Source organism: Leptolyngbya sp. CALU 1928, assembly GCF_056784215.1.
Genome location: NZ_JBXBCE010000001.1, coordinates 1,287,606 through 1,302,030, shown reverse-complemented (window position 1 = coordinate 1,302,030; position 14,425 = coordinate 1,287,606). Strand labels below are relative to the sequence as shown.

Below are 14,425 nucleotides of genomic sequence, written 5' to 3'. Positions count from 1 at the left end.
GAACCCTTTAAAATTTCAGGTAGTGCAGAAGCTTAGCAACTGTATCACTCGACAGAGAAAGCCGCTGTCTTAGGTGAGTTAGGTTGCGATAGGGATGAGGAGAACGATTTTGGACGATAATCCGTGCTAAGTAAGTATCTACACCGGGAATTCGCATCAACGCTTCCACCGATGCCGTGTTGACATTAATCGGTCGAATCGTATGCAGACTATCTTCATCGTAATAGCAAAACAATAGCACTGGTTTTAGAGGGTTGAGCCGTTGAACGGGTTGCCCCAATGCCGCTGCAATGTCTTCTAAGGCATGGAGATGAACCCCAGACTGAGTAAGCTCCGCCAGCGATCGCGCCTGATGAATTGATAAACCGGGTAACCGCAACCAATCATCGACTCCAGCTTGATTCACATCAATTTGGATGCCTAAGCTTGCAGCCAATTGCAATTCTTCAAACGTTTGAAATCGATAATAGGGATCGCTTAAAATCCGGGCACGAATCGATTGAGATTGAGTTACATTCACAAGCCAGTCACGCAAAGCCATGGGAAGCAGGATAAGAAAGGTAGAAAAGTAAAGGAGTGGAGATGCCTTTGTGTCTTCAGCACTTCCTAGGCTTAATTTCAGATCTAAAATGAGCTATTCAATATGGTCTAACAGTTTTCGTCGCTTCTGCTCAAATTCATACTCTGAAATTAAGCCGTCGGCACGGAGTTGATCAAGCTGACGAATGGCATCAGCGATCGCGCTAATTTTAGTGGGGTCAACAGTTGAAGACGGGCGCGTTGCCGCATTGAATGACGGAACTTCAGCATTAAACCGCACATCGAATTCATTTGCATCTTGAAATAAATACCAAACCGCTTCAATGCCGCACGCGATCCGAGGAATAGGAGTCCACGATAGCATTAAATACAACGTTCCCCAGAGGGGTTGTTTTAGGTAAAACTTGTGAAACCCTGAAATGGGGGCAATCATGCCAGCTAACGCCAGCAAAGAAGCAACTTTTCGATCTCTTGGCTGACTCAAAATGCCATTCCAGCGGGGCGATCGCCACACGTACATCACTCCTTCTATTGCTTAACCTAGGCAACTGCATTTATTTTATCGCTGACTTTATTAAAGTCAGACAAAGACTATACTAAGGATTCATAAAACCCATCCGGTTAAGACAATTTCTGTCCAGTACATTAGATTAGGGGTAAATCTACTTAGCCCACTTCCAAATCTGTACTAATCCACAATCTACATCCGTTTCGTTTTCAATCTGTGCGTTGCCAATTCGTAGTTGTGAACAACTTAACTATTTTTATATCAGGGATTGCTTGGCTGATAGTTGCGATCCACTAAGTCTGATTTATGAAGATGTCGCATTTGCTCAAGGATCGTTATTCTAATATGAGTTGTTTGTTTTGAGAGTTTATTACTTTCAAAATTGACCTAATCTTGCTAGGGCTGTCTTTCGATGTCGCAAAGTTCGCTTATTCTTGACTGGACGAAAAAGTTTACTGATCCTTATGCTGTCCTAGGCGTTGCGGTGACAGCAGACAACAATCGTGTGCTTAAACGCTACCGAGATATTGCTAAACTGCTGCATCCCGATCGCTTCGGGCTAGAGGGAGACGCAAAGGAACTGGCGACCCAACTGCTGGCAAGCTTAGTAAACCCTGCTTATAAAGAGTTGAAGCTAGAAAAGGGACGTAATGAAAGCGTTGCCAATCTTCGGATTAAAGTGCGTCTATCGAATAAGCGAAATGGAGCGATCGCGCCTCAAAGTAGTATCGCTCGTCAGCTACTGGATCATCCTGTCAGTGGAGTGGATGTTTTTTATGAGCAAGCGATCGCCAAACTGGCAGAAGCTCAATATCAAGACATCGACCAATTTGAAGCGACAACCGATCAACTGAGTGAGCTAAATCTGGTTTATCTTCAGCTTAAGTTGGGCAACATGGGCGTTCGAGAAAAGCGTTCTGGCATCATTGCCGCTGCTGAGGCAAAACCGTTTAACATTACACCGACCCCGGTTACGCCTGAGGTGGCAACTGAAAGCTATGACCAACGCCACTATCGGCGGGCGAAACAATATGCCAGCAATAGCAATTGGACAGAAGTGGTTAATGAACTCCGGGATGCCATCAGGCTTAAGGGCGATAAGAGTGAATATCACTCCCTCTTAGGGGTGGCTTACCTCCGACAGAAGAATCACGGCTACGCCAGAGCGCACTTAAAGCGGGCATTGGCGCTAGATCCTAATGATCCTTTAGTGATTAAATACGCCCCTCAAGCAGGCATTGTGATTCCGGCTTCTCCGACAGTCCCAACCAATGGTAAGAAAGCTGAGGTGAAGCAAGCTGCTTCCGACCCAAAGCGCGGCGGATTATTTGGCTTTCTGCGATCGGGTAAATAACCAGCAGAGTGGTGAAACCCCTACTTAACCAATGGTCGGCGATCGCTCTAAAATAATGACCATAGCCACATTCAGAGACATTGCTTTTCTGAATTTATTAAAAATTGGTTGAAAGTAATGGGATTTTTTGATTCTGAAATTGTTCAACAAGAGGCAAAGCTGTTGTTTGAGGATTACCAATCCCTCATGCAGCTTGGTGGTAGCTACGGGAAGTTCGATCGCGAAGGCAAAAAAATGTTCATCGACCAGATGGAAGCCATGATGGATCGCTACAAGATTTTTATGAAACGCTTCGAGCTATCGGAAGACTTCATGGCGCAAATGACCGTTGAACAACTGCGGACTCAATTGGGTCAATTTGGGATGACTCCTCAACAAATGTTTGACCAAATGAACCTGACCTTAGAACGCATGAAAGCAGAACTCGAAAAAACCCTGTAGCCAATTTGAGTCGAGACTACAATTCAACTTTAATTCTGTCCTGCGACTAACCAACTTCTGCACCAGCGTGAATGTGTGACAATTCGCGGGGTAATGTTTCAAACTTATTGTTTTCGATAGCAAAGATTACTGTGGTAGAGGAACCAACCATAGCGGAGACTCAAGTATGGTTTTAGAGGCGATTCACTGTCCTCAATGATCTGGCGATGAATGGTGGCGGCACCCGAGATACTGCCCGTGTGCTTCACATTAGCCCGACCACCGTGATTGAGGAGTTAAAAAAAGGAGCGTCATCTCAAAGCAGTGAATGAAGCTAAACTTGCTGAACTAGAACCCGCTCAAAGTATCGTCAAGCTCTGCCAGTAGCAGGATACAGAAGCAGAAGCCGATGAAAATGAGGCGTTCGGCTCAATTCCCGCATATCCAACGAAAGCTTGCGCGATCGCATTGAACGTATGAAACGGCAGTGGAATACCAAATAATATTTTTAACCAAAGGAATTTTTTATGTCTACTCAGGTCTATGGAATTCCCAACTGCGGCACCTGCAAAAAAGCGATCGCATGGCTGAAAAATAATGGCGTGGAATACGAATTTATTGACACTAAAGAACAGCCGCCCGATCAAGAAATGATTCAAGCTTGGGTTGAGGTGCTGGGTTCTAAACCGATGCGGAATACGTCGGGGCAATCCTATCGATCGCTGGGGGCTGAAAAAGATGACTGGACAGAGGATCAATGGGTAGCAGCCTTTGCCAAGGATGCCATGCTGCTCAAGCGTCCGCTGTTTGTCAAAGAGGATGCAGCCGTGTTGGTGGGTTTTCGAGATAAAGATGAAGTGATTCGCCAAAAGTTAGGAATTGGCTAGTTGCGATCGCCAGCTTAGTGAGGGCTGAGGGCTGAATAGTAGCTCAATACTTCCTGTCCCCAGCGCACAAGTTTTTCAGACCCTTCCATCATCAGCAAATAGCGTCCTTGCCGGAGGTGATGGCGATAGACACTAGCGGTTGATCCTTCACCCACGATGCCGAAGATTGTGCCGATCATGCCGCCACATATACCGCTGAGCAACCCAAAGGCTGGCAACATCAAGGGCAGATCATGATGCAAACCCTTAAATAGGGCGATCGCTAAGCCAATCAGCACTCCAACCCCTGCCGCTGCGATCGCAGTCATCATCGCCTTACGGATTACAATTTGCCAGGGATTAATCAATCCAACTCGATCAGGACTGCTATAGCCTTGACCGACAATTGCTAAATTTTCTGGGGAGATGCCGTGACAATGCAGCAATCGATAAGCTTGAAACACCATTCCTTCATCGGGAAAAACCACAATGACTAAGTGAGAGGAGCGGTGCCCCAACGCAGATTTCCGAAAAAATCGTCGTAAAATGGACACAAAAAATAAGGTGGTGTGAGGGTGAATTAAAGCGACCTGCTTGCATTCTAACCTCACTTATTCCTCTGCTGGGATATCTATGCGTGTCATTTAAAGATCTCTTAGCATCTCACGTCAATCTCGATGCCAAACGCTCATAAAGGCGACTAATTTACGCTGTTTTGGGGGTTTCACATCAATTTTCAAAATTTCCACCCATTGATTGTTATTTCTGCCGCCCGTTATTCGGTACTTTAGAAGAAGCACTCAATTAAATTTTTATCACTAAGCTTTATGCCTCCTCGTTGGTCTCGTAAACCCGATCGCCAAGATCCTGAATTTCGCCGCTTAGATGACCGGATGACCTTTGCGACCCATGTCGCAACGTTTGGCGCAATCAATTCAGGACTCTGGTTTTTCCGAATTTTTGGCGAAAAAACCTCTGAACTGGCGATTCCGGGGGGCATACCGGGGACTCCGTGGATTACCGCTGGCTGGGCGCTGGCGTTACTGGCGCATGGCGTGTTTATCTTTGCGATCGCTCGGTATCCCGACCCAAATCCACCCAAAAAATCGGGAACTGGTTTTGGTTCTAAGTCGTGACTGATAGTTGATTTTACTTTTTAAGGAGTTGCTTATGGCTAGTCAAGCGATCGATGCCCTTGCTTCCGAGATTGGCGATAAAGTTTATATCGATGTGGCAAAGTGGCACCTTTATCTGTCCAATGCCAATCTACATACCGTGCTAGCAGAGCAACTTTATCCACTGTTGGCAAATAATGAGCTTTCAGAAGATAAGGTGCTGAAGCTGCTGCAAGGAATTTCAGTAAAGTTAGGCGGCGGCAAGCGGGAAGTTCCCCTCGCTGATTTACTACCGATGCAGTGCCAAGTTAACCTGATGGATTTGCTAGAAGAATTTCAGCGGAATCTGTAGCGCGATCGCTCTGCGCTCTTGCATGGCAAACTCTCTAGGTTCTCAGCTAAACGCCTCTTCCAATTCTTAAATGCGTTGAACAGCGATGTGGAAATTCATGTCATTCCCAAGCCTTAATCAGACATTCAAGCTCAGACAAGAATTGTGACTGTCTGATTGAGTCACTTTTAATCGCTTGCCATTACTCGAAGTTAAGCAGTCCGCTCTGACCGCAATTGCTACACGGCGAGACTGCTCAAGTATTCAACTCACTCCTTTTTTGATTTTCTAACCGAGTCTTTTCTGTATGAGCTTCACGCGACAACACTTGGAGATTCTCTAGTGTGGTTAAACCACCTTCTGACATTGGCTTAATGTGGTCAATTTGAAAATATAGCCGCCTTTGGCTTTCAAAACCACTTATGGCACAGCGAATCATTCCAGTTGGTTTGTCGGTTGCTCTAGCGAACACATCATCCTTAATATCTCTATACACGGCTGGGTCTCTCTCCCTAATTTCAAAAAGTGAAAGACTTTCTAGCGGTACTGTGTCATCAATTACGATCGGTGAAGTGATTTTCAGATCCGGATAAACTCCGAGTAATTTATTGATTTCAACGTCTAGCTGCTTCTTAAAATACAAGTAGTTATAACCAAATAAAACTTGCCAAAAAGTTTTGCTGTCGTTCCATAAAGAAGCGAGATATTCAGTTACTTGTCTAAGCGTCAAATCCTTTTCGTAGATGTATCTTGCCACAATTGATAGATCGCACTTTCTACGTTCGCTAAAGGCAATAAATTCTGGCTCTATCTCTTTTTGAGCATAAAAGCGTAGAATATTTTTGATATCCGCATCTCTATAACCAAGCAGGAATGGATGATCAGGAAAGTAGAGTTCTTTTGTTTGTTGTACTAGATAATCAAGTTCTTCTGTGGTCAAGATTTCTCGATTCTCAATATCAACATCGTAGAACACAGACTCTAAGTCATTGACGAAGCTATCATAGGCTTCTTCTGGATCACTATATACAAGCACATCATAGTTTTTGGCAGCAGATTCACCAGATTCAGACGGTTCAAGAATAGAGAAGCGATAGATTCCAACCGGAATTCGCTTTAGAAAGTCTAATTTTTCCAGAACAGTAGTATCGATGGAATTGTCCATCATGCGGGCAAACTCTTCAATGATCTCAATTGAGATCAGCCGAGCAACCGTCTGCATTGTTTTAGTCTCTGTGTCAGGAGGAAAATCTATTTCATCTCCAGTTAGTTTTTCAGGATTTACCCAGTTAATCTTGTCTTCCCAATTGTCAATAAAGCTGACGACATAAGCTTTTTCAGTGCCTCCTGCCTTCTGTCCACGCAAAGCTCTACCGATCATCTGGGTCATTAAAATTGTAGAAGTCGTTGGGCGAGTCAGAAAAACAGTCTGGACGTTGGGTAAATCGACTCCCTCAGTTAATATCTCAACATTAATAAGTACTTCGAGTTTACCTTCTCTGAATCGCTTAATTTTCTCTGAGTTTTCCTTGGTTGAAATTGTAGCTCCTGTATTCAAATCTACAAGCTTTCCCACCACAAAATCAGAATTAATCCCCCTACTTTGGAACACGGCATTTAACGCGATCGCATGATCAACATCAATTGCAAAAACTAAAAGTGGTTTATACCTCTCTCGATTTTCAACGTAGTGATCGACGATTCGCTTATTACGAAGACCAGACAAGGCAATTTTCTTAGCGATTTTTTCTGGTAGCTTATCAAAAGCCTCGATCGCTTTGATGTCTTTGTTAGTCAACTCCCTAGAAAAATCTAGTTGTGTTTCTAAGCTTTCAAAAACTGGCTCGGCAAGAATTCCTCTGGTGATTAACGTTCTCAGGTGTTCTGAGAAGATGATGTCATCGCGAAAAACCTTCTTAAGTAATCCTTTCTCACCTTCATCTGTTCTAAATGGGGTTGCTGTTAAGCCCAACATCTTAAACCCGTTTGCCTTTCCTCTCTTTGTAAGGTGTTCTTTAATATTGTCGATTAATTTGCGGTAGGTTTTAGCTGTTGCGTGGTGCGCCTCATCAACTACCAAAAGAATTTCATCAGAATGTTCGACCCAATTGTCTAGAAGATAGTTTAGTCCACCGTTGAGGCTATCTTTACTGGCAATAATGATGTCATCAGTGGGTTGAATATTAACCGGGCGATCGTGCTTGGGATGACCAGAAATCACCCGATACCTAAATTTTTCGACATCATTCAGCAATGATGGATATGCACTAAATTTTACAGTCTCAAATGCTTGATCAAGCAACTCATGCCGATGAGCGATCCATAAAACTTTCTTGCGCTTATCAATAAAGTTGCGTAGTAACCAATGAACCGCTGTCAGAGTTTTTCCGCCACCCGTAGGCAACACCAACAAGCCCTCAAATGAAGACTTATTTTGTTGATTCAGTGCCTTGATTGCCTCATTTTGGTGTGCGTAGAGTTCTCTAGGATTATCGCCTGTGTTGACTTGAATCTGACCTGAGTATCCAACTTGAACCGTTTGCATGGTACTGGAAACCTAAAGACGATGATGGATTCGGACTTTGTGCAATTGCTGACAATCTTGCGCCCATAGTCCCAGTGTTCCCTAACTGAATGCATCAACACCAATCTCAATATCCTTACTCGACCGACAACCTCAAGGTAAACAAACACTGGATACCAAAAGATAGGTCTTCGATCGCGTAACCACCAATACATGAAGCAGTTAACAATTTATTCACCGTTGCCCCGACCCAATTTTTGTCGAATGCGATCGCCAAAATCATCCACTTCAGGTAGGCGCAGTTGCAAGGCAAGTCCGATGTAGATGATCAGTCCGGCTGCTCCGGCGATGCAAAGTTGGGCAAGCAAAATCAATAGTCCAGAGTTGCCCCAGAGGGATTCTAGACCTTGGAGAGTGCCCCAAGCGGTGAAACCTGCGATCGCGCTAGCTGTTGCTAATCCGGCGATCGGGGGAATCCACTCTCTCAGGGGCAACCCATTTAGCCGTCGATTCAGAATCCACAGCATCGCACCCATCGACACGACGTTAACTCCGACGGTTGCCAAGATCAAACCCGGTGCGCCAAAGGGTTTAATCAGAAAAAAGTCCAAGACTCCATTCAGAAAAATATTCACAATGCTGATCCGAAACGGCGTATCGGCATCACCTAGCCCGTAGAACACTCGCACCAGCACATCTCGCCCTAGATATACGAACATCCCGACTGAGTAGGCGACGAGAATCGATGCTGTCAGATAAGAAGCTTCTAGATCAAAGGCATATCGCTCGTAGACTACCCGCACAATGGGCAATGCCAACGCCATCATCAATGCGCTCAGGGGCAACATGGCGATCGCGGTCATCATCAAACCCTGCCGAATCCGTTGTTTTAGCTCAATCCAGTTTTCGGGATCTGCCAGCCGAGAAAACACTGGCATCAGGGGCACCAAAATCATATTGGATAAAATTCCCAGGGGAGTCATTGCCAGCAAACCTGCGTAGCCCATGGCGGAAACCGCCGCCTCTGCATTGGGCAGAAAGGATGCAAAGAACATATCCGTCCACACGTTGATTTGCAGCATCCCAGAGGAGAAAGTGGCGGGACCCATAATTTTGAGGACATCCTGCACCTCAGGTCGGCGAAAATCAAACCGGGGACGAAACCCACCTAGCCCCTCTTTCCACTGCACTGGCAACTGCACCAACCACTGCAACAACGCCCCCGCCACGGTTGACCAAGCGAGAACGGCTGCGCCTATCACGGCATACTCAGGCGACGTAATCTGCGCTCCCAGCGTCCAGGCAAGTCCACCCAGTCCAATCAACACCGTTATGCTGGACAACAAAGGGCTAATGGAGGGCAGCCAGTAGACATCAGCGGCGTTGAGTGTGCCAAAGCCAATGCCAATCAGCCCTGCCAGCATCGCCATGGGAGCCATGATTTTGAACTGTTGGATGGCAAGTTCGCGAGTTTGGACTAAATTTTGATAGCTTTCGGGGGTGACTCCTCTCGCAGCGGCTTGTTCGGCGGTGGCAAATAATCCGGGGGCTACGAGGTGCATCAGCGGATCGGCAAAAACGATCAGCCCCACCGTGACGAGCAGCAGCAACCCAACCACAAGGGTGGTAATTGACTCGACGATCGGCGCGATTTCTTCCCGTTTGCGTTTGGAGACGGCACTGACGATCGCGCTGTGAAATGGACCATTAATGCCGCCCAACAAAATCAGCAGAAAGCCAGGAATAATATAAGCGAAGTTGTAAGCACCCGCCACCACTCCCGCACCAAAGGCGGCGGCGATCGCCTGCTGCCGTAACAAACCCACCACTTTACTAATGATTGTCGCGATCGCCACAATTCCGGCAATGCCTGCGAGCGAGCGAGTGGGCTTTTTAGAATCGGTCACACCAGTACATCAGGAAAGAGCATCCTCTATTTAAGCGTGAATTGAGGGACAGTTGCAGATCAGCGAGAAATAGGGCTTAAAGTAGGACTTTAGTACTAAATTAGAGTATTGTATCTTTAATCGTTTTATTTAATTCAAGGTCTTTGTTTTCTGAGCGCGATCGCGTAGGATAACGCCATTCAACTTATTTCACCTGACATTTAGGAAGCGCTATGAGCGTCGAGCAAACCACTCAACTGATCCAGTTAATTCTCAATTCGGTATTGATGAGTGTTGCCTGCGCTCTGGTGTTGAGTAGTTTAACGGTGCGTCATGCCGCAATCAGCGATCGTCTAGAAGAAAGTCATCAAGCTGATCAGCTAAACACTCATCTGGATCTCTCTCGAAATCATTCCATGTCCAGACGGCAGCTACGCCGCTTGCAACAGCGCTATAGCATCAGTCGCTATAGTATTTTAACGGCCTACTACGCCTTACTGTTTTCTGGCTTAAGTTGTTTTGCCCTGGCTCTGCGGGGTATCTTGGACTGGAGCTGGCTGATCTCCGTTGCCCTCGGAGTTTTTGTGCTTGGGATTTCTAGCCTGCTGGTTGCCGTTGGCTTAACGCTAATAGAAATTCACCTCAGCGATTCTGCCAGTCAGATCCCTTCCGGGAACCGCCCCCTGCTTGATGAAGCCAGCAATCTCTGGCGTTGGGGAAAACAGCCGCGCCTTCGCACCCACTCTCGTCGCCCGGTCAAAAAATCAGTGGGCGCAGTGGGGCAACGCGTCAAGGTTGGATAGGCAGAGTTAATTGCTGCTAAGGTTTCAGCTTCTTCAGTTCTTCTTGGGCGATCGCATACCATACTTGCCCAAAGGTTTTGGGACTCAAGGTTTTGCCTTTCTGATCGGGAAACAGATCGCCAAACCGTTTGTTCACCAGCACATTCAACTCTCGTGCATTCAGGCTGGCACCATTTCCGGGCGATAACCACTGGTCGTAATCCGATCGCCGATAGGTGCCCAGTTTGCCGCGTGTTTCTGGGATGAGAGACTCTAGCTTGCCGAGCAAATCCGTTCCCATGCCTGCCCATTCATTTTGTAGATCAGGCTGGCTGGCTGCACTGATGGGTTTGCCCTTTAAATCAGGATGCTTAGTGTAGAAAACCTCATCTGTGAGATCACTAACGAACTGAAAGTCAATGCCCAATTGCTTTTGGCGCTCTTTAAGGGAATCTAAGCTGGCTTTTTCAGGGGAAACGGCTTCACGAGTGGACTGAGTTGAACTGGAGGCATCTTGTGGAACAGCGGTACTGGCATTGGTGGTGGCAGTTTTTGGCGGTAAGGGCTGGGTTTGCGTCCAGTTAAGCGTGCGAAAGGAAACCGCGATCGCCAACAGCGCCACACCGCTAATGAGTAAAACAGAAGCCCGCAAGTCTCCTGGCGATCGCCGCTGTCTTTTTTTGACTTTGCGATAGGGATTTGGCGAGTCCCGCGAGGGGTCTGCTTTGTGGACTCGCAGAGGATGAGACGACTCAGGAAAAGGGCGAAGGTGCTGTGCTACTGACCTGCCCTCGGATGGCAAGTCGGCTAAAACAGGGGCGGGACGTTGAGGAGATGCGGTATCCCAGCGCTGCAAGGGTAGAGAAGCCTGCATTTTCCCGTGTAACGGTGCAGGAGTGGTCACGGGGGCAGATGAGGATTGGCTGGAGTGCAGAATTGCAGTGGCGATCGGTTCCAAGGCTCTAGTCACTTGGGCGGCTGACCCAAAGCGCCTTTGCGGATTGGGGTGCAGCATTTGCTTAAAGATTCGCGCAAAATCGGGCTGCAAATCTAGCTCAGCCTCCCAATCCAAGGTATGTTTCCGGCGATTGTATAGCTCCTGTGGCTCTTTACCCGTCAGTAGAGCGATCGCGGTTGCGGCTAAAGAATAGAGATCAGCGCTAGGAGACGGTTTACCGCCGTTCATCAGTTCCGGTGCTTCATAGCCGTTGCCAATGGTGATATCGGGCGGCAAGGCATGGAGTTGTAACTGAATGACGAGTTGCTTAACCAGCCCAAAATCAATCAAAACGGGTAATTGATCTTGATGCCGCAAGATTAGACTATGAGGCGAAATATTTTGATGAATCAGCCCAGAACGATGGAGATAGGTCAACACGGGCAGCGATCGCAGCATCAAATGCATCACTTCCGCCTGAGAAAAGCTCTGCCCTTCCGCTTGGCGCTCGGTCAATAGTGCCCCATAGCTTTTGCCGACGATATAATCCCGCACCAAGTAAAGCCGATTTTCTTGAGCAAATAGAATGTTAAACCGAGGAATTTGAGGATGCTGCAATTCATACAACATCGCGGCGGATTGGTGAAACGACTGTCGCCGCATTTCTATCAAGTCGGCATTGCGATCGAGTGGCGCAAACTCTTTGACAATGCACTGTTCTTCAAAACGCTTTTGATCTTGCGCGAGATAGGTTAAACCAAACTGCCCTTGTCCCGCTAAGCCTGCAATGCAGTAGCGGTTAAACAAAAGGCTTCCAGGGGGCAATGGATCGTGCATAAGTAACCGAGTCAGTCATGGTCAACTGTCCATGAATAGCAAGATTATAGGACTTATGTACTAAAGTGTCAGTACATTTCAGCAAATCGTTGATGAATTAGGTTGAAAGAGCGCGATTCATGAAACGTTAGCGTAGCCTTCCATAAGAATTCTTGTAGCGATCGCTTCAATTCTCTGGGACTGCGACTGGGTTTACAGTCATCTCATCAGCGGCGGATAGATCTAGCGTGTAGCTGACTGGATTTTGGCTGTCTGAAGCGATCGTAATTTCATAGAGTCCGGTTTCTGTTAATTTGCCTGACCAATGGGTGTTGGCAGAGTCTTCTAACAGGGCAGCGGCTTTGCGGGTGGGCGGATACACCGAAAGTCGGGTGGAGCCTGCCGCCTGAAGCTTTAATTGCAGCGCTTGATTTTGGGTGAAGCTGGCGAGATAGGCTTTGCTTTGCCCTGGTTTCAACGAGCCGTTGACTTGATGGCTAGACTGTTCTGCGGGAAACTCGATTTGCTCTAAGGCAGCGCCCGATCGCAGCTCTTTCAATTTATCTACCGCGATCGCCTGCCACACTTGCCCCATCGGTTGATTCAATAGATTTCCTTGGCGCGATATCGTCGGAAACCAATGAAAAAACTGAGCATCCGTTAAGTCATTCAAGGCGCGACTGCTGAGGTTTAACTGGGCTGCTGCTGCTTGGCGATCGCGCACGTCTCCGTCGGTGTATTGCCCCAACCGCGATCGCGCCTCTGAACTCAACCCTTGCAACTGCTCCAAACATGCAAGCGCCAACTGATCCCATTCTGTTCGCAACCCGCTATCTGCGGCTCCTGTGCCCAGCTTTTGACCGTTTAATTCGGGATGTTTGGCATAAAACGCTTGATTTACCAAGTTAACCAAAAAGGGACTATCAATGCCCAACTGATCCCGACGGTCTTGCATCTGCTGTTTGCGGGACTGCTCTGATTGAGAGAAAGCTGGCTCTTGTCGAGTTTGGGCGATCGTTTTAACAGGCGGCTTTACTTGATTTCCGGTAGAACGGATAATCTCTGGCAGTTTCGACCTCAGCGCCGGGGCAAGCCATTTGACTCCAGCCCACCAACCGACCCCAATCATGCCGAGTAACAGTCCTAGCCCAGCGAGCGATCGCCCGATAGAGCCAGTCTGCTGCCTGACAGCAGGTTTGGGAGTCTTGGGCTGAGGTTGCAACACCGGGATCGTCTGGGCGCGGGCAGGAGACACGACCTTCGTTGCGGGATCGGGCGTGAAAGCGGGAATGGATGGATTGTGCGGCTGACCGCTCGGTTTAAATTCGATCGCGTTCCCCAATGCCTGCATCACTTCGGGAGCGGACTGATAGCGCCGACTGGGGTAAGGGTCAAGCATTTTGGTCAGCACGTTGGTCAACTGGGGGCTGAGCTTGAGCGATCGCTGCCAGCGAGAGCGATCGCCTTTGGCGGTGAATAATGCCTGAGGGTCTTGTCCGGTCAGCAACACTAAACTGGTGACCGCCAATGCATACAGGTCGCTGTGGGGATGTACCTCGCCGTGGTCTAACTGTTCTGCCGGAGCATAGCCAAGTTTGCCCAATCGAGTAATGGCTCCAGGCTGCACCGCCGGAGCCGCCACACGCTGGCTGATCGATGCCACTCTAGCAGCAACCTGTTTGACTCCACCATAATCAATCAAAACAGGTAGGCTATCCGTCTGGCGCAAAATTAAGTTGTCGGGGGAAATGTCGCGGTGAATCACGCCAGCGGTGTGAATGTAATCCAGCACGGGCAAAAGCTGACGTAAAAGATCGGTGATTTCTGACTCTGAAAAGCTCTGTCCTTGCTGTTGGCGAGTTTGCAAAAGCTCCTGATAGGTTTGCCCTTCCACATAATCTTGTACGAGAAATAGGCGATCGCGTCCCTGCCACTCAGCCCGAAACAATTCCCGAAATCGCGGAATTTGAGGATGCTGAAGCTGATATAGCGTTCCCGCTTCCCGCGCAAAGAGTTCTTCTGCCTTCTGCAACGCGGCTTCGCCTTCCACTTGGGGCGCAAACTCTTTTAAGACACACGGTTCATTAAATCGATTGGAATCTTGCGCGAGGTAAGTGCGCCCAAATCCACCCTGCCCCAGTTCGCTCAGCACTTTGTAACGCCAGCTTAAAAGTTCGCCTGCCAGGGGTTTCAGGGAGGCTGGTACGGGCAATAGCTCACCACAAATGCGACAGAATCGGCTATCCGCTGCGTTAAGGTGATTTTGGCTACAGGAAAACGTCATAGATCGCAAATGGCACAGTGGAAGCAACAGCCAGACAGCAGCCGACTCAATGCCTCTAGAGG

Annotated in this window: 14 protein-coding genes and 1 pseudogene; 8 read left to right on the top strand and 7 right to left on the bottom strand. The window is 47.8% G+C overall.

All coding sequences use genetic code 11. The features are described from left to right. Positions 1-7 precede the first annotated feature (7 nt). Both AC1S5B_RS06035 and AC1S5B_RS06030 read right to left on the bottom strand, forming a co-directional pair. On the bottom strand, positions 8-541 hold the full coding sequence (locus AC1S5B_RS06035; RefSeq protein WP_482034780.1) for a ComEA family DNA-binding protein: 534 nt from the start codon (positions 539-541) through the stop codon (positions 8-10). Positions 542-634: 93 nt separating this feature from the next. Continuing rightward, positions 635-1,060 (bottom strand): SHOCT domain-containing protein, encoded by a 426-nt coding sequence (locus AC1S5B_RS06030; RefSeq protein WP_482036602.1) that lies wholly within the window; start codon positions 1,058-1,060, stop codon positions 635-637. Positions 1,061-1,460: 400 nt separating this feature from the next. Between AC1S5B_RS06030 and AC1S5B_RS06025 the strand changes: the two genes are divergently transcribed. The 4 genes from AC1S5B_RS06025 to AC1S5B_RS06010 all read left to right on the top strand — a co-directional run bounded on the left by AC1S5B_RS06025 (position 1,461) and on the right by AC1S5B_RS06010 (position 3,709). Continuing rightward, the gene (locus AC1S5B_RS06025; RefSeq protein ID WP_482034779.1) at positions 1,461-2,402 is read left to right on the top strand and encodes a J domain-containing protein; all 942 of its coding nucleotides are present in this window, start codon (positions 1,461-1,463) and stop codon (positions 2,400-2,402) included. 117 nt (positions 2,403-2,519) lie between these two features. Continuing rightward, positions 2,520-2,843, top strand: coding sequence for a DUF1825 family protein (locus AC1S5B_RS06020; protein WP_482034778.1), 324 nt, complete (start codon positions 2,520-2,522; stop codon positions 2,841-2,843). 206 nt (positions 2,844-3,049) lie between these two features. Then, a complete protein-coding gene (locus tag AC1S5B_RS06015; RefSeq protein WP_482034777.1) occupies positions 3,050-3,154 on the top strand; it encodes an IS1-like element transposase in 105 nt (34 codons plus the stop codon). Between the two features lie 195 nt (positions 3,155-3,349). After that, on the top strand, positions 3,350-3,709 hold the full coding sequence (locus tag AC1S5B_RS06010; protein WP_482034776.1) for a Spx/MgsR family RNA polymerase-binding regulatory protein: 360 nt from the start codon (positions 3,350-3,352) through the stop codon (positions 3,707-3,709). A gap of 14 nt (positions 3,710-3,723) precedes the next feature. Here AC1S5B_RS06010 and AC1S5B_RS06005 read toward each other — a convergent pair whose 3' ends face one another. After that, entirely contained in the window at positions 3,724-4,242 is a 519-nt protein-coding gene (locus tag AC1S5B_RS06005; protein ID WP_482034775.1) for a hypothetical protein, read from the bottom strand. 273 nt (positions 4,243-4,515) lie between these two features. Between AC1S5B_RS06005 and AC1S5B_RS06000 the strand changes: the two genes are divergently transcribed. The 3 genes and pseudogenes from AC1S5B_RS06000 to AC1S5B_RS05990 form a co-directional block, all read left to right on the top strand. Beyond that, positions 4,516-4,824 (top strand): 2TM domain-containing protein, encoded by a 309-nt coding sequence (locus tag AC1S5B_RS06000; RefSeq protein WP_482034774.1) that lies wholly within the window; start codon positions 4,516-4,518, stop codon positions 4,822-4,824. A 34-nt stretch (positions 4,825-4,858) separates the two neighbouring features. Then, positions 4,859-5,155 (top strand): DUF3181 family protein, encoded by a 297-nt coding sequence (locus tag AC1S5B_RS05995; RefSeq protein ID WP_482034773.1) that lies wholly within the window; start codon positions 4,859-4,861, stop codon positions 5,153-5,155. Between the two features lie 15 nt (positions 5,156-5,170). After that, positions 5,171-5,272 (top strand): annotated as a pseudogene (locus AC1S5B_RS05990) (XRE family transcriptional regulator); the annotation flags it as partial. Between the two features lie 118 nt (positions 5,273-5,390). Here AC1S5B_RS05990 and AC1S5B_RS05985 read toward each other — a convergent pair. Both AC1S5B_RS05985 and murJ read right to left on the bottom strand, forming a co-directional pair. Then, complete coding sequence (locus AC1S5B_RS05985; RefSeq protein ID WP_482034772.1) at positions 5,391-7,679, bottom strand: DEAD/DEAH box helicase family protein; 2,289 nt, start codon at positions 7,677-7,679, stop codon at positions 5,391-5,393. Positions 7,680-7,888: 209 nt separating this feature from the next. Next, on the bottom strand, positions 7,889-9,565 hold the full coding sequence (gene murJ / locus AC1S5B_RS05980; RefSeq protein ID WP_482034771.1) for a murein biosynthesis integral membrane protein MurJ: 1,677 nt from the start codon (positions 9,563-9,565) through the stop codon (positions 7,889-7,891). 212 nt (positions 9,566-9,777) lie between these two features. Here murJ and AC1S5B_RS05975 point away from each other — a divergent pair, with 212 nt between their 5' ends. Then, complete coding sequence (locus AC1S5B_RS05975; RefSeq protein ID WP_482034770.1) at positions 9,778-10,347, top strand: DUF2721 domain-containing protein; 570 nt, start codon at positions 9,778-9,780, stop codon at positions 10,345-10,347. A 16-nt stretch (positions 10,348-10,363) separates the two neighbouring features. Here the strand turns inward: AC1S5B_RS05975 and AC1S5B_RS05970 are convergent, their stop codons facing one another. Next, positions 10,364-12,100 carry a serine/threonine protein kinase gene (locus tag AC1S5B_RS05970; protein WP_482034769.1) on the bottom strand — a complete coding sequence of 579 codons (1,737 nt, stop codon included), beginning with the start codon at positions 12,098-12,100 and terminating at the stop codon, positions 10,364-10,366. Between the two features lie 166 nt (positions 12,101-12,266). Next, a complete protein-coding gene (locus tag AC1S5B_RS05965; RefSeq protein ID WP_482034768.1) occupies positions 12,267-14,363 on the bottom strand; it encodes a protein kinase domain-containing protein in 2,097 nt (698 codons plus the stop codon). Positions 14,364-14,425: the final 62 nt, after the last annotated feature.